Source organism: Streptomyces sp. NPDC051740, from assembly GCF_044453165.1.
GTDB classification, from domain to species: Bacteria; Actinomycetota; Actinomycetes; order Streptomycetales; family Streptomycetaceae; genus Streptomyces; species Streptomyces atrovirens.
The window spans coordinates 408,061-422,902 of sequence record NZ_JBITCL010000004.1; the positions used below are offsets into that span (position 1 = coordinate 408,061).

The 14,842-nt window shown below is 72.9% G+C and carries 15 protein-coding genes and 1 pseudogene; 11 read left to right on the plus strand and 5 right to left on the minus strand.

What is annotated here, in order from left to right:
* Nucleotides 1-34 precede the first annotated feature (34 nt).
* Together ACIA6T_RS09750 and ACIA6T_RS09755 are read left to right on the plus strand one after the other, a co-directional pair.
* Nucleotides 35-565 (plus strand): SMI1/KNR4 family protein, encoded by a 531-nt coding sequence (locus ACIA6T_RS09750; protein ID WP_383340190.1) that lies wholly within the window; start codon nucleotides 35-37, stop codon nucleotides 563-565.
* Nucleotides 566-675: 110 nt separating this feature from the next.
* Complete coding sequence (locus ACIA6T_RS09755; RefSeq protein ID WP_399446019.1) at nucleotides 676-1,197, plus strand: SMI1/KNR4 family protein; 522 nt, start codon at nucleotides 676-678, stop codon at nucleotides 1,195-1,197.
* Nucleotides 1,198-1,232: 35 nt separating this feature from the next.
* Here the strand turns inward: ACIA6T_RS09755 and ACIA6T_RS09760 are convergent, their stop codons facing one another.
* Together ACIA6T_RS09760 and ACIA6T_RS09765 are read right to left on the minus strand one after the other, a co-directional pair.
* Nucleotides 1,233-1,436: a DUF397 domain-containing protein gene (locus ACIA6T_RS09760; RefSeq protein ID WP_085571972.1), complete on the minus strand. Its 204-nt coding sequence runs from the start codon at nucleotides 1,434-1,436 to the stop codon at nucleotides 1,233-1,235.
* The gene (locus tag ACIA6T_RS09765) at nucleotides 1,433-2,251 is read right to left on the minus strand and encodes a helix-turn-helix domain-containing protein (RefSeq protein WP_399446071.1); all 819 of its coding nucleotides are present in this window, start codon (nucleotides 2,249-2,251) and stop codon (nucleotides 1,433-1,435) included. The genes ACIA6T_RS09760 and ACIA6T_RS09765 overlap by 4 nt, the downstream gene beginning before the upstream one ends.
* Nucleotides 2,252-2,336: 85 nt before the next feature.
* Here ACIA6T_RS09765 and ACIA6T_RS09770 point away from each other — a divergent pair.
* A pseudogene (locus ACIA6T_RS09770) lies at nucleotides 2,337-2,762 on the plus strand (ATP-binding protein); the annotation flags it as partial.
* A gap of 1 nt (nucleotide 2,763) precedes the next feature.
* Here the strand turns inward: ACIA6T_RS09770 and mmuM are convergent.
* On the minus strand, nucleotides 2,764-3,678 hold the full coding sequence (gene mmuM, locus ACIA6T_RS09775; protein ID WP_399446020.1) for a homocysteine S-methyltransferase: 915 nt from the start codon (nucleotides 3,676-3,678) through the stop codon (nucleotides 2,764-2,766).
* 73 nt (nucleotides 3,679-3,751) lie between these two features.
* Nucleotides 3,752-4,642: a septum formation family protein gene (locus ACIA6T_RS09780; protein WP_399446021.1), complete on the minus strand. Its 891-nt coding sequence runs from the start codon at nucleotides 4,640-4,642 to the stop codon at nucleotides 3,752-3,754.
* Between the two features lie 266 nt (nucleotides 4,643-4,908).
* Between ACIA6T_RS09780 and ACIA6T_RS09785 the strand changes: the two genes are divergently transcribed.
* From ACIA6T_RS09785 to ACIA6T_RS09800, 4 genes are all read left to right on the plus strand, one after another.
* Complete coding sequence (locus ACIA6T_RS09785; RefSeq protein ID WP_399446022.1) at nucleotides 4,909-7,575, plus strand: LuxR C-terminal-related transcriptional regulator; 2,667 nt, start codon at nucleotides 4,909-4,911, stop codon at nucleotides 7,573-7,575.
* Between the two features lie 13 nt (nucleotides 7,576-7,588).
* Nucleotides 7,589-9,208, plus strand: a complete 1,620-nt coding sequence (locus ACIA6T_RS09790) for an MFS transporter (protein WP_399446023.1) — start codon at nucleotides 7,589-7,591, stop codon at nucleotides 9,206-9,208.
* Nucleotides 9,205-9,708, plus strand: a complete 504-nt coding sequence (locus tag ACIA6T_RS09795; protein ID WP_399446024.1) for a hypothetical protein — start codon at nucleotides 9,205-9,207, stop codon at nucleotides 9,706-9,708. Before ACIA6T_RS09790 ends, ACIA6T_RS09795 begins: the two co-directional genes overlap by 4 nt.
* A gap of 239 nt (nucleotides 9,709-9,947) precedes the next feature.
* Complete coding sequence (locus tag ACIA6T_RS09800) at nucleotides 9,948-10,145, plus strand: hypothetical protein (protein ID WP_030828254.1); 198 nt, start codon at nucleotides 9,948-9,950, stop codon at nucleotides 10,143-10,145.
* A 16-nt stretch (nucleotides 10,146-10,161) separates the two neighbouring features.
* On the opposite strand, the gene ACIA6T_RS09805 is transcribed toward ACIA6T_RS09800, so the two are convergent.
* Nucleotides 10,162-11,565 (minus strand): DUF2252 domain-containing protein, encoded by a 1,404-nt coding sequence (locus ACIA6T_RS09805; RefSeq protein ID WP_399446025.1) that lies wholly within the window; start codon nucleotides 11,563-11,565, stop codon nucleotides 10,162-10,164.
* A gap of 202 nt (nucleotides 11,566-11,767) precedes the next feature.
* On the opposite strand from ACIA6T_RS09805, the gene ACIA6T_RS09810 reads away from it, so the two are divergent.
* The 4 genes from ACIA6T_RS09810 (at nucleotide 11,768) to ACIA6T_RS09825 (ending at nucleotide 14,837) form a co-directional block, all read left to right on the plus strand.
* Nucleotides 11,768-12,433, plus strand: coding sequence for an HdeD family acid-resistance protein (locus ACIA6T_RS09810; protein ID WP_399446026.1), 666 nt, complete (start codon nucleotides 11,768-11,770; stop codon nucleotides 12,431-12,433).
* A 123-nt stretch (nucleotides 12,434-12,556) separates the two neighbouring features.
* On the plus strand, nucleotides 12,557-13,027 hold the full coding sequence (locus ACIA6T_RS09815; protein ID WP_399446027.1) for an SHOCT domain-containing protein: 471 nt from the start codon (nucleotides 12,557-12,559) through the stop codon (nucleotides 13,025-13,027).
* A gap of 28 nt (nucleotides 13,028-13,055) precedes the next feature.
* Entirely contained in the window at nucleotides 13,056-13,505 is a 450-nt protein-coding gene (locus ACIA6T_RS09820) for a hypothetical protein (protein WP_399446028.1), read from the plus strand.
* Nucleotides 13,506-13,514: 9 nt separating this feature from the next.
* A complete protein-coding gene (locus tag ACIA6T_RS09825) occupies nucleotides 13,515-14,837 on the plus strand; it encodes a diacylglycerol/lipid kinase family protein (RefSeq protein ID WP_399446029.1) in 1,323 nt (440 codons plus the stop codon).
* Nucleotides 14,838-14,842 lie beyond the last annotated feature (5 nt).

Below are 14,842 nucleotides of genomic sequence, written 5' to 3' on the forward strand. Positions count from 1 at the left end.
CCGGCCTCTACCCGGTACCCGAAGGGGATCGCGCATGTCCCATCTCGCTGTCGCCCGCCTGTGTGAGCTGCTTCCGCCACCCGTATCCGGCGGTGACGCGGTGAATTGGGCAGAGATCGAGCGGACGACGGGCCTGGCGCTCCCGGCCGACTACCGCGAGTTCGTGGAGACGTACGGCGGTGGCGAGATCGACGAGTACCTGTCCGTCAGCACACCGCCGGTTCCCGGCTCGCCGTACGGAGATCTGCTGGACGGGGTCGATCCCGCCCTCGGGTGCCTCGAAGAGTTGGGCGCTCTTTTGCCGACAGGCGCACTGCCTCCGCTGCTGCCCTTCGCGTACTTGGGGCACGGCGATGTCGCGTTCTGGCTGTGCGAGGGCGCTCCCGATGACTGGCGGGTGGCCGTCTTCCAGAGGCAGGTGGCGTACGGGATGAATCATTGGATCGTGTTCGAGGGCGGTATGGCGTCGTTCTGCGTGGCGGTCCTGACCGGAGAAGCGGATTCGCTTGGCCCACGCCTCCCGGCGGGGAGTCAGCATGAGTTCGTGAGCTGGCGTGGGGTGTAGGGGTCGGTACTGTTCGAGGGGGACGGGTCGGAGCGGCGCTGCGTGAACTGCATCTGGCGACGCCGGGTGAGCCGCCCATGCGTTACCGGGACGGTGCGGCTTGGAGCCGGTTGGAGCGTACTCTCGGGTCGAGCCTCCTGGCGGAGTTCAAGGAACTCGTCGACGTCTATGCGCCCGTGGAGATCAACGGGCACCTGCACCTGATGCACCCGGCGACGAGGCGATGGAACCTCGCGGAGAAGATCCGTAGCACGTCGGAGGCTTGGTCTCAGGTCGAATGGGACGAGGACGAACCCGAAGGGGACCCGCGTGAGTCTCTTGGAGTGTCCGAGTTGTACTTCGGTGATGCGGACGGGTTGATTCCGATCGCCTCCACCAATCGAGGCGAGACGATCTTCTATGCGCCCAAGGGCGGGCAGGGGGCGGGAATCCTGTTCGTCGAGAACGGGGAGGGCGAGTTCTTCGAGTACTCCATGGGGTTCGCCGAGTGGCTGTGGTGCTGGCTCAACGGTGAGGAGGTCACAGGGCCGGGCGGTTCCGCCTATTACCCCGGCCCCGTTGCACTCCGGAACTTGCCCATGACTGCGGACGAGAAACCGGGGACGCGGTACGGACCCGCGCCTGGCGTGTGACGACGGGCGACAGGGCGGTGCCGTTCAGGGGCACTCTATGCCGTTGCCGCGCTGGTGTCCTCCGACGGTACGGACAGGAAGGCGGTCCAGGCCTTCGGGGTGACGGTGAGGTGGGGGGCATCCGGGGTCTTGGAGTCGCGGATGTGGATGGCGGTGGGGTGTGCGGCGACTTCGAGGCAGTTGCCGCCTTCGCTGCCGCTGTAGCTCGACTTGAACCACCGAAGTGCGGTGCTGCTCATTGCTCTCCCAGGAGACGGTCCAGCAATTCCCTTGTGTCCTCAGGGGTGAGGGCCTGTGACCGCAGCATCGCACACTTCTGCGTGAGGATCGCCACCTCATCCGGATCGGCGATCAGTTGGCTGCCCCGTTGGTTCTCCGTGTAGGCGAGGCGTTGGTGTTCGGGGGTTTCCAGCAGAACGAACGGGCCGTCGAGCGAAGCGTGACTTGCCCGGTCAAGGGGCAGGACCTGGAGCATGAGACCTGGGAGTTCGGAGCACGTGCGCAGATGGCGAAGCTGCTCGGTCCAGACTTCCCTTCCGCCGAACGGTGCCCGGACCACCGGTTCCCAGACCACAAAGCAGGAGATCGGCGCTTCGTTGCCGTGCAGGACTGCTTGACGCTCGATGCGTGCCGCTGTTCGTCGAGCAATCGTGTCCTCGTCATAGAACGGCACGCGACTGCGGAACACCGCCCTCGCATACGCCTCCGTCTGGAGCAGGCCGGGCAGTACCTGGTTCTCGTACGACGAGATCGCGATGGCCTCGCGCTCCCTGTCCAGGAACTCCTCCGCCCACAGCGGAACCAGGTCCACCTCCGGCATCCGGCTCAGCGCGACCGACAACGCGCCCTTGGTGCAGAGGAGTTCGTCGAGCTGCTCGGCGAGGTCCGGCTTCAGCGGGCGTCTGCCCTGTTCGATCGACGCGATCTGCTGCTCGCTGATGACGAACCGCTCGCCCAGTGACCTCTGCGTGTGGCCGGAGGCCTGGCGGTAGAGGGCGAGCAGGGCGCCCACCATCTTCATCGCCGAGGCGTTCCTCCGTGTCGTGGTGCCCATGAGGCCGTACTCCCCGTCCGTGCCCGTACGTTCGCCGTCGCGCAGGCGTACAGCCGAGACGTACGGATGCGCGGACTGTTCCATGATGGGTACGGAGCGTGACTCTCGTACCGTGAAACAAGAAACTTCACCCTTGCCTCAGAATCCGGCCCCACGTGAGCGGTTCTTCCGTCGTGAACGCCGGTCCGTGCCGGGCGCGCGGGCGTTCGCCCGGCGGGTACTGGAGGACTGGAACGTGTGCGGGCGCACCGACGATGTGCTGCTGTGCGTCAGCGAATTGGCGACCAACGCGCTGCTGCACGGCGTGCCGACCGGCCGGGGATTTCTGCTGCGGCTGCTGCCGTATGCGGAGAGTGTGCGCGTCGAGGTGCATGACAGCGGGGGCGGCACGCCCGCCGTGCCTCAGCACGAGCCCGACGAGAGCGGGCGCGGGCTGCTGCTCGTGGGCGCGCTCGCGGACACGTGGGGCGTGGGGGAGCGGCGCCCCGGGAAAGTCGTGTGGTGCGAGTTCCTTACCGCGCAGCCCGCAGCACCGACGCCATTGACGCGATCGTCTCCGGTCCCACCCGGCAGCACCCTCCGATCAGCCGGGCCCCCGACTCACGCCAGCCCTTCACCTGTCCGGCACTGAACGTCGACTGCCCCGTCCACGCCCGCGCCCCGGCGTCCCACGTCTCGCCGCTGTTCGGGTAGACCACGACCGGTTTGCCGGTGACGCGGGCGGCGAGGGCGACGGCGTGGTCGGCGTCCTCCGGGGTGCAGCAGTTCACGCCGACCGCGATCACCTCGTCCGCCCGCGCCGCCAGCGCGAAGGCCTCCTCCAGCGGCTGGCCGGCGCGGGTGCGGTCGCCGGACGCCGAGTACGACAGCCAGGCCGGTACGCCCAGGCCGCGCAGCGCGCGCAGCAGGGCCTGGGCCTCCTCCGTGTCGGGGATCGTCTCCAGGGCGAGCACGTCCGGGGCGGCCCCCGCCAGGACCTCCATGCGCGGGCGGTGGAAGCGTTCCAGTTCCGCCACGCCCAGCCCGTACCGGCCCCGGTACTCCGAGCCGTCCGCGAGCATCGCGCCGTACGGGCCGACCGAGGCGGCGACCCAGAGGGGGCGGGACGCCCGGGCCCGCCGGGCCGCCGTACGGGCGCACTCCACGCTCAGGGCCAGCAGCCGGCCCGCCTCCTCCCGCTCGATCCCGCGCCGCGCGAACCCCTCGAACGTCGCCTGGTAGCTCGCCGTGATCGCCACGTCCGCCCCCGCCCCGAAGTACGCGAGATGGGCCGCAGTCACCGCCTCGGGGTCCTCGGCGAGCAGCCGGGCCGACCACAGCTCGTCGCTCAGGTCGTGCCCGGCCGCCGCGAGCTGGTTGGACATGCCGCCGTCGAGTACGACCGTGCCGTCCGCGAGTGCCTCGGCGAGGGCGGGAGGGGTGCTCATACCGACGACGCTAACCGAGGTGGTTCTGTAACCGCGATCAGTCGGTCAGGGGGCGTGCCGACCCGGCGGCGCGTCAGCCCGCCCAGACCTCGGCCTCGTCGGCCGGGACGGTGGTGGCCAGGCCCAGTTCCTTGCGGGCGGCGACCGACTTGTTCGGGTCGATGTCGGTGAACGCCGGGTCGTAGGCCACGTAGAACGCGTCGGCGTCGGCGGCGTTCGCGGCCTTCTCCCAGTTCCCGGCCGCCTTCGTCAGCGTCGTGCGGAGCTTGCCGACCTCGGTGCCCTCGATGCCGCCCAGGCCCTCGACGTGTGTGTCGAGGGCGGCGGCGACGGCCTTGGCCTGTGCCTTGTAGCCGGCCAGGTCGGCCTCGATGGTGTCCTGCTCGGGCTGGTTCGCCCACAGGGCCTCGTAGACCGCGTTCGAACCCGTGAGGTACGTGGTCTGCTCGGGCTCGAGGGACTTCGCGGTGTCCAGCGAACCGTTGAGCTTGCCCCCCTCCGCGGTGTAGGTGCAGCTCACCGAGCGGTCGCCGGTCGCCCAGCTCTCCTGGGTCGGGGTGTAGTAGAAGAGGGCGGCACCCTTGGGGAGCGCCCAGGTGTCCGGGGCGTACTTCTGCGCCTCGACCGGGCAGCGCTCGTCCGCGATCGCCGAGACCTCGTCGTCGCCGGGGTACTCCGCGCCCTTCTTCTGGATCGCGAACTCGCCGACGACCTGGCCCTCGTGCGCCTCGTCGCAGGGCACGATCTCGACGGAGTACGCCTCCCCCTCGGCCTTGCCGTTCGGGTTGTAGCAGTCACCGGTGTCCAGCGAGAACACCGAGCGCTGGCGGGCGACCTTCTTCGCGCCGTCCTTGGCGCCGTCGACGGCGTCGGAGACCTCCGAGCATCCCACCGCGCCGATCGCGAGCAGGGCGACGACGGCGGATATGCCGCGAAGGGAACGACAGGGGGGATGGATGGCCATGATGTGTGCATCCTCTTATGTGATCTTTATGAGGGTCGCGCGCATCGTATGCCATTTCCGTGGCCCGCTCGTGCGGAGGCCCTCACCCCGTGGTGACGTCTCCGACTCGCGACGGCCCGAGAAGGTTGTGTCCGGGTGCCGGTGAGCGCGTGGAGGGACGTGCGCGGGCCCGTGCCCCCGCCGGGGCGGCACCTCACGACGCGCCCTCCGCCCCCGGTGCTGGGATGCTGAGAGGAAGCCACAGCCGAACAGGGGCGGTGAGAGCCATGACCGGGCTTGAAGGGGACGGTTCGTCCGCCGCGGAACCCCTCGCCGACCCGCACGGGGATCCCTTCCTGCGGACCAGGTTCGCCGTGCCGGCGAGACCGGTGACGTACCTGCGGCGGGAGCGGCTGACCAGGCGTCTCGACCAGGGGCTGCGGGCTCCGCTGACCATGGTCAACGGCGCCGCGGGTGCGGGGAAGACCCTGCTCGTCGCGGACTGGGCGGAGCGTCTGGGCGACGGGCTGCCCGTCGCCTGGTTCACCACCGAGGCGGCCGGGACCGGGCCCGGGATGTTCTGGGCGTATCTGCTGCGCGCGCTGCACGCCGTCGGTGTCCCGCTGCCCGCCGGCGTCGGGTTCCCGGCGGACGCGAACCGTGTGAGCCCCACCCTGGGGGCCCGGCTCGCCGCCGAGCTGAGCGTCCGGGAGCGGCCCGTGGTGCTGGTGCTCGACGAGTTCGACCGGGTCACCTCCCCGGAGATCGCCGAGCAGCTGGAGTTCGTGCTGCGTCACGCCGGGCCGGGGCTGCGGCTGGTCCTCGTCACCCGTACCGAGCCGCTGCTGCCCCTGCACCGCTACCGGGCCGCGGGCGAGCTGACGGAGATCAGGGGCGCCGAGCTGGCCTTCACCCCGGACGAGGCCGCCGAGCTGATGGAGCTGCACGGGCTGCGGCTGCCCCCGGCCGCGGTGCGCGCCCTGGTGGAGCGCACCCGGGGGTGGGCCGCCGGGCTGCGGCTGTGCGCGCTGGCGGCGGGGGAGAGCCCGGATCCGGAGGTGTACCTCAAGGAGTTCGAGGCGGACCGCAGCACGATCGCCGACTTCCTGCTGGCGGAGGTGCTCAAGCGGCAGAACGCCGAGACCCAGGACCTGCTGCTGCGGGTGAGCGTGCTCGACCGGTTCTGTCCCGGCCTGGCGAACGCGGTCACGGGGCGTGACGACGCCGAGGCCATCCTGGCCCGGCTGAGCCGGGAGAACGCCTTCGTCGAACACCTCGGGCACGGTCTGTACCGGCTCCACCCCTTGTTCGCCGAGATCCTCCGCGCCCATCTGCGGACGCGCCTGCCCGGACTGGAACCCGAGCTGCACCGGCGGGCCGCCGAGTGGCTGCGGCGGTCCGGGCGCCTTCCGGAGGCGCTCGGGCACGGGGCCGCCGCCGACGACTGGGAGTTCACCGCGAACGCCCTGGTCGACGATCTCGCCATCGGCCAGTTCTTCACCGGGCCGCGCTCCGACGCGGTGGCCGGGCTGTTCTCCCGCATGGGGCGGGAGGGTACGGGAGCGGCCCCGGAGCTGGTGCGGGCGGCCGGCCGGCTGGCCCGGTGCGAGATCGACGGCGGGCTGACCCATCTGCACCGCGCGCGGCACGAGCTGGCGGAGCACGACGGCACGGCGGACGAGGCGGCGGCCCGGCTGAGCTGCGCCCTGCTGGAGGCGCTGGCCGCCCGGCTGGCCGGCGCGCCGGAGCGGGCGGAGGACGCGGCGCGGGCGGCCGGGAGGCTGCGGGAGGCGGTCCCCGCCGAACTGCTGGCCCGGCATCCCGAACTCACCGCGCTGCTGCTGGACCACCTCGGCTCCGCACGGCTGTGGGCCGGGCGCTTCGAGGAGGCGCGGGCCGCCCTGTCCACCGTGGCGGACTCCGCCCCGGGAGCGGCCACGGCCCTCCCGCGCGAGGACTCGCTCGGCCGGCTCGCCCTGATCGACTATCTGGACGGCTGGCTCGGGAGGGCCGAACGCAGGGCCCGCGAGGCCCTCGCCGAGACGGAGAGGTTCGGGCTGCCCCGGCCGTCCGGCTCCGGTGTCGAACGGCTCGTCCTGGCCGCCGTCGCCGTGGACCGCGACGAGCTGGAGCAGGCCCAGGCCCTGCTCGACACGTCGGCCGAGGCGCACCCCGCGATGCGTGACCCCGTCCTGGAGGCCGGACGCGCCCTGACGACCGCGCGCCTGCATCTGGCGCGCGGCGACCCGGGGGCCGCGCTGGAGGCGGTGGAACCGGAGGTGCCCGCCGACGCCGTCTCGCCGTGGGCGCACGGGCAGACGGCGCTCGTCGCGGCTGCCGCCCACCTCGCCGAGGGACGTACCGAGACGGCCGCCGGGCTGCTGCGGGAGGTGCCCGACGAGCAGCCGGCCTGCGCGGTGGGGGCCGCGCGGGTCCGGCTCGCCACCGGCGGGGCCGCCGAGGCCGTACGACTGCTCGACCGGGCGTGTCCGGAGGGGCGCGCCGGTCCTGCCGTGACCGTCCGGGCCGTGCTGGTGCGGGCGCAGGCCGCGGACGAGGAGGGGGACGCGGTGGCCGCGCGCGGGCTCGTGGCGCGGGCGCTGGCGGAGGCGCGCCGGGAGCGGCTGAGTCGGCCCTTCACCGAGGCCGGGCCGTGGATCCGGCGCTACCTGGGCGCGGCGTCGCCGCCCCGGCCGGTGACCGGCCGGCCCGCGCCCGGCAACGGCGCGTTCCCGCGCGGGCAGGAGCCGCCCCCCGTCGTCGAGGAGCTGAGCGGACGCGAGTGCGACGTGCTGCGGCGCCTGGCCCTGATGATGTCCACCGAGGAGATCGCCGCCGACCTGTACGTGTCCGTGAACACGGTCAAGACCCACCTCAAGAGCGTCTACCGGAAGCTGTCCGTCAACCGCCGCAACGAGGCGGTGCGCCGCGCCCGCGAACTGGGCCTGCTGTGACGAAGGGAATGCCATGGCCCACTGGCGGCCGCTGATCGTCCTGGGGACCGCGCAGTTCCTGATGGTCCTCGACACGTCGGTCATGAACGTCTCCATCAGCCAACTGGTCGACGACTTCGACACCGAGGTCACCGCCATCCAGGCCGTCATCACGCTGTACGCGCTGGTCATGGCGGCCTTCATGATCGTCGGGGGGCGGCTGGGGGACATCCTCGGACGGCGACGCGTCTTCCTCGGCGGTCTCGTCGTCTACGCCACGGGCTCGGCCCTGACCGCCGTGGCGCCCACTCTGTGGGTGCTGGTCCTCGGCTGGTCGGTCATCGAGGGACTCGGCGCCGCGCTGGTGCTGCCCGCCATGGCGGCCCTCGTCGCCGAGTCCTACCGGGGCCGCGACCGGGCCGTCGCGTACGGCGTCGTCGGCGGACTCGCCGGTGCCGGGATCGCCGTCGGCCCCCTGCTGGGCGGCTGGGTGACGACGTACCTCACATGGCGGCTGGTCTTCGCGGGCGAGGTCGTGGTCGTCCTGGCCGTCCTCCTCCTCCGCCGCGCGATCACCGAGGCGCCGAGGACCGGGGCGCGGCCCCGGCTGGACGGCGTCGGTGCCGTCCTCTCCGCGGCGGGGCTGACCCTCGGGGTGCTCGGTGTGCTGCAGAGCGGCACCTGGGGCTGGGTCCAGCCGCGCAACCCGCCCTTCACGATCCTCGGGTTCGCGCCGACACTGTTCGTGATCGGTGCCGGGGTGGCCGTCCTCGCGGCCTTCCACCGGTGGGAACGGCGCCGGGACGAACGCGGCGACGACCCGTTGGTGCACCTGTCCCTGCTGCGCCGGCCCGCCCTGGGCTCCGGCCTGATGTCGCTGGTGAGCCAGAACCTGATCCTGCTGGGACTGTTCTTCACCATCCCGCTGTACCTCCAGGTCGTGCAGGGCTTCGACGCCTTCGAGACGGGGCTCAGGCTGCTGCCGGTGTCCGCGACGATGCTGGTGACCTCGCTGGGCGCGGCCCGGCTGGGGCGCACGGCCGGGCCCCGACGGGTCGTCCGGCTGGCCCTGCTCACCGTGGCGGCGGCCGTCGTATGGCTGCTGGCCACCATCGACCCGGTCATCGACGACGCGAACTTCGCCGGGGCGATGGCCCTGCTCGGCGTGGGCATGGGCCTGTTCGCCTCCCAGCTCGGCAACGTCGTCCAGTCCGCCGCGGGCGAGGACGAACGCAGTGAGGCCGGCGGGCTCCAGTACACCGCGCAGAACCTGGGCTCGGCCCTGGGCACCGCGCTCATCGGATCGCTGCTCATCGGCTCCCTGGCCCACGCCTTCACCGCGCAGGTGGAGGACGATCCCCGGCTGTCGCTGGAGGCCCGGCAGCAGGTCGGTGTCGCCCTGGAGGCCGGGGTCACCTTCGTGCCCACCGACCAGGTGCGCGCGGCGGCCACCCGCGCCGGGCTTCCGCCGTCCGAGGTGGACGCCGTGACGGACTCCTACGCGTCCGCGCAGCTCGACGGCCTGAGAGCGGCGATCCTCGCCACCGGCGGCATCACCTTCGCGAGCTTCCTGGTCACACCCCGGCTTCCGGGTCCGCCGTCCGGGCCCGCCAGGACCGGCGGGCGGGACGGGGCCGGCCGGAGGAGGCCGTGACGCCCGGCACCGAGCACGCCGCCGGGCGCAGGGCGCACGCCGACTACACGGGCGGCGTCTACGGATCCATGCTCGCGGCCTCGGTGATCGTCGGGGCCGGCACGCTCGGCTCGTTCCCGCGGCTTGAGATGGTGCTGCTCCTGCTGCTCACCGGTGGGGTGTTCTGGATCGCGCACGTGCACGCGCAGCTGTTCGGGGCGCGGCTGGCGCAGCACGGCCCGGACCGGCACGTCGTACTGCGGGCGTGCCGCGAGGAGTGGACGATCGTCAAGGCCGCCGTGCCGCCGGCGGTCGCCGTGGCCGTCAGCCCCGTGCTCGGCCTCGGTGTGCAGGGCACCCAGTGGTTCGCGCTGTCCGTCGCCGTGGCGGGGCAGGTGGGCTGGTCGGTGGCGGCGGCCCGCAGGGCCGGCGCCGGCCGGCGCCTGATGGCCCTGTCGGCGGCGGTGAACCTCGTGCTCGGTCTGGTGATCCTCTCGTGCAAGCTCTGGCTGAAGCACTGAGCTTCTTCAGCGGCCACCCCGCAGGGTGGATGGCTCCTTTGGGTTGACTGCCCTCTGACCTGCGGTAGTACTCGCCTCCTGTGAGCGCAGCCGTCACCCGATCGGTGGCCATTCTGAAGAAGCTCACTGAGACGGGCGGCCTCTCACCTGTACGGGGTGAGCCGGGCCGCCGCCCGGCGGGGGACGATCGCAGGGTACGGGCACGGCCCGCCTGTCCCAGGCCACCCGGGGAGCGGCTCATGCGCTACGAGATCCGTGTCGACGGACATCTCTCGGAACCGCTGATCAGGGTTTTTCCGGAACTCGACCACGTGACGATGTCCGGCCAGACCCTGCTGTTCGGGCACGTCGTCGACGAGGCGCACCTGTACGGGCTGCTGGCCCGCTGCCAGTCGCTGGGCCTGCGCGTCCTGGAGATGCGCCAGGTGCCGGAGTAGCGCCCCGGCCGGCGGGTCACGGGCTTCCGGCGCGCACCCTGCCGGACCGCACGGCCTCGCCCAGCGCCTCGAAGTCCCGCTGGTTGCGGTCGGCGTAGTCCTGCGCGAACCCGGCGAGCGCCCGGTCGAAGCGGTCGCCGCGCCCCAGGTAGGCGGCGATGGCGACCGGATCGCCGGACCGGGCGTGGGCCCGCGCCAGGCTCGCCCCGCACAGCCGCGCGAACAGCCGCAGCAGCCCCGGGTCCATGGTCTCCGGGCGGGCGATGCCCTTCCAGTCGCGCAGCTGCCGTACGTAGAAGTCCCGGGGGCGTCCGTCGAGGCCCACGGCGTGCGTCCAGCCGAGCAGGATGTCGCTGGTCGTCTGGATCAGCCGCTGGCCCGCCACCACCCGGCGGCCCTGGTTGTCGTACCGCTCGCCGTCCGTGTGCGGCGCGAGCACCGACTCCTGCGCCTCCTTGGCCTGCAGCAGCAGGGGATCGTCGTCGTCCCGGCCGAGCAGGAGCACGATCCAGCAGCGGGTGCCGACACTGCCGACGCCCACCACCTTCCGGGCCACGTCGGCCAGGTGGTAGCGCCCCAGCAGATGCCGGCGCTCCGACGACAGCGAGCGCGCGTAGCCGTCCAGGACCCCGCGCAGGGCCTCCTCCTCGGTCGAGGGGTCGTCCATCAGGTCGCGCAGCGGCGTGATCAGCGGCGGGTCCGGGGTGATGCGCCGCCCGTCCGCGGACAGGCGGGTGAGCTTCGCGAAGGCCTGGAGATGCGTGCGGGTCCGGGCGCGTTCCGCCGCCCCTGCGGTACGGCGCCGGGCCTCACGGCTCATCGACGAGGCCATGAGCTCCCGCAGCCGGTCGGCGTCGTCCTGCGCGTACCAGACGTCCAGGGTGCGCATCCCGGCGAACTCCCGCATGCGCAGGCGGTACGCCTCCACGCAGGCGCGCACCGCGCCGTTCTGCTCCTCGACCGGGAAGCCGTTCGCCCGGCCGGCGATGGCGAAGCTCGCCGCCAGCCGCTTGACGTCCCATTCGAAGGGACCGGTGTGCGTCTCGTCGAAGTCGTTGATGTCGAAGACGAGACGGCGTTCCGGGGAGGCCAGCAGACGGAAGTTGAGCAGGTGGGCGTCGCCGCACAGCTGCACGGTCAGACCGGTGTCCGGGGCCGGCCCGAGGTCCGCCGCCATGATCGCGGCCGCACCCCGGTAGAACCGGAAGGGGGACTCGAGCATGCGGCCGTGGCGGATCGGCACCAGCTCGGGCAGCCGGGTCGCCGACTGCCGCTCGATCACGTCGACGGGGTCGGGCCGGTCCCCGGCCGCCTCGAACCGGCCGTGGGACGAGCGCGGCGCACGGCCGCGCGCCTCCTTCCCGTACGCGGCCCGCTCGGCCGGGGAGAGGGGGGCGCTGAACGGACTCGGTACGGCCATCGCTGTCTCCCGCCTGCACCGTGAACGACGGCTGTCCGCCGGTCGACGGCTGTCCGCCGGACGAAGATTGTTCGCCGCCATCCCACCGTGCCCGTGCCCCGACCGGATCACCCGCCGTGGGTGATCCGCCGACGGCCGCCGGACGGAAGGCTGGTCCCGCGCTCGCGCCGCGGCCCGAGCGCGCCTCGCGGGAGGAGGAGCCATGAGCGCGACACCTGGTCCGGCACCCGGCCCCGGACGGACGCACACGCCCGACGGCGCGGCCCCCGGTCTGCCGGACGGCCCCGCCGAGATCCTGGGGGCACTCGGGCGCTCGTGGCAGTGGATCCTGGCCTCCGCGGTCGCCACCCTCGTGCCGGGCGTCATCGTGCTGGTGTGGCCGGAGACCACACTGCACGTCCTCGCGGTGCTCATCGGCCTGTACCTGCTGGTGGCCGGGGCGTTCCGGTTCGTCGGCGTCCTCGGCCGGGAGGAGCAGGGCGCACGGCTGCCCGAACTCCTGCTGGCGGTGCTGTACGTCCTGGCCGGAGTGCTCTGCCTGCGCAACCCGCTGCAGACCATCGCCGCCCTCTCCCTGATCGTCGGAGTGGTCTGGCTGGTGTCGGGGATGCTCACCCTCTTCACGGCGATCGCCTCGCGGGACCTGCCGCACCGCGGTGTCGTCCTCGGTGCGGCGCTGCTGGCCGTCGTCGCGGGGATCGTCGTCCTGGCCCTGCCCGCGGAATCGGCCCGGGCGCTGACCCGGCTCCTCGGCCTGTGGCTCGTGCTCCTCGGCCTGGTCGAGGCCGCCGTCGCCCTGGCCTGGCGGGCCGCGCTGCGCAGGTCGGGCATCGCGGGAGCGCCCCGCCGTACCGCGGGGACCGGCTGAGACGTCCGGCCGGGGCGGCGTTTCACCCGTCCCGGGTGAGGCGGGCGGTCCTTGGTCGCGGACACGCTGAAGTCGGCACACAACGGAATGTCGGGCACGGGCGGCCCGGAACGGAGGACCGAGATGAGTGGTGCGACGTACCTCGCGTACGACTATCCGCTGCTGAGCGCCTTCTGGACCATGCTGGTCTTCTTCCTGTGGATCATGTGGTTCGTCCTGCTCTTCCGGGTCGTCATGGACATCTTCCGCGACGACGACCTGGGCGGCTGGGCCAAGACGGGCTGGCTGGTGTTCACGATCGTGCTGCCCTTCCTGGGCGTCTTCGTCTACGTGATCGCCCGCGGCAAGAACATGGGGCGCCGCGAGATCACCCAGGCGCGCGCACAGCAGGAGGCCTTCGACAGCTACGTCCGGGAGACCGCCAAGGGCGCCGACGGCCGCACCAGCAGCGTCGACGAACTCGCCCGGCTGTCCGAGATCAAGGCCCGCGGCGACATCTCGGACGACGAGTTCCGCAGGGCGAAGGAACTGGTCCTGAGCGGCCACGGCCCGGCGGAACACGCGGACCGGTTCGCCTCGTCCGCCGGGCGCTGACCGCACGACACCGAATCGAGGAACCGGAATGACAGCGACACACCCGACGCACGGCGCACGCGGTGCCACCGGCACGCACGCGCCGTCGGCCAAGCGGCAGTGGGCCGAGGGCCTGACGGTCTTCGCCGCCGTCTCCCTCATGATCGTGTCGGTGCTCGACATCCTCCGGGGCGTCATGGGCATCGCCCAGGACGACGTCTTCGTCACGACGCAGGACTACGTCTTCCAGTTCAACCTCAGCGCGTGGGGCTGGACCCACCTGGTGCTCGGCGCCATCGGGGTGCTCGTCAGCCTCGGCCTGGTCCGGGGGGCCACCTGGGCCCGCGTCGCCGGCGTGGTGATCGCCGGTCTCCTCGTCATCGCCAACTTCCTGTCCCTGCCGTACTACCCGGTCTGGTCCGTCGTGATGATCGCCTTCTCCGGGTTCATCATCTGGGCGCTGTGCGTGCCGCGTTCGCACGCCGGCACGGACCGCTGAGCCGGGTCCGTGCGGACCGCCGGCCGCCGGGGTGCCGGGTGGGCGCGACTGGCGCTCCTCGCCCTGGCGGCCGGCGTCCTGGTCCCGCTCGTGGCCGCCGGCCTGCGCGGCGTGCTCTGGGCGCTGCTCGGTCTCGCCGGACTGGCCCTTGCGGCCGTGGGACTGTGGTGGACGCTCGCCCACTTCGGGGTGGTGCGGATCGTCGGCGCGGTGCTGTGCGTGACGGCACCGCTGACGGTCCTCGCCCTGTACGCCGCGGGCGGGATGCTGGGGCCGGCCGTGGTGTCCCTGGCGCTGTGGGCGCTGGCCGTGGGCGCGGCGCGGAACGCGGTGGCGCCCGAGACCGCCGAGCCGGTGCCCGCCCCGCCGCCGCGCCGTCCCTGGGCGCTGATGAACCCGCGCTCCGGCGGCGGCAAGGTGGACCGCTTCCGGCTGGCCGACCGGGCACGTGCGGCGGGTGTCCGGGTGGTGCTCCTCGGCGCCGGGCACCAGGACGTGGCCGCGCTCGCCGAGGACGCCGTACGCGACGGAGCCGATCTGCTGGCGGTGGCCGGAGGGGACGGCACCCAGGCGCTGGTGGCGGAGGTGGCCGCCCGCCACGACCTGCCGTTCCTGGTGATCCCGGCCGGCACCCGCAACCACTTCGCGCTCGACCTCCGTCTCGACCGGGACGACCCGGCGAAGGCCCTCGACGCCCTGACGGACGGCGTCGAACTCCGGGTCGACCTCGGTTTCGCCGCCGGCCGGGTCTTCGTCAACAACGCCTCCTTCGGCACGTACGCGGCGGTCGTGGGCGATCCCGCGTACCGGGAGGAGAAGCGGCAGACCACGCTCCGGATGCTGCCCGGTCTGCTGTCCGGCCCGTCGGCACCCAGCCTGCGGATGCGGGCCGACGGGACGCGGGCGGACGGGCTGCAGGCACTGCTCGTCAGCAACAACCCGTATCTGCGGGCGGTCGACGCCTCCCGGCCGGGGCGCCGGGAGCGGCTGGACTCCGGACGGCTCGGGGTGCTGGGAGTGCGGGTCGGGAGCGCGGTGCGGGCCGCCGGGATGGTGCGCGGCCCCCGCGCGGCCGGCCTGCTGCGGCTCACCGCCGACGAGGTCGTCGTGGAGGCGGACACCCCGGCCGTCCCGGCCGGCGTGGACGGGGAGCACGTGCTGCTGCCGGTTCCCGTGGTGTGCCGGATCGTGCCCGGAGCGCTGCGGGTGCGCGTCCCGCGGAGCGCGGTGGGTACGCGGCCGGTGAACGGGGCACCCGACTGGCCGCGGGTGACGAGGCTCGCGCTGGGCCGGCGCGACGACGGTCCGTGGAACGGCGGTCGTGGCCGTTGACCGGG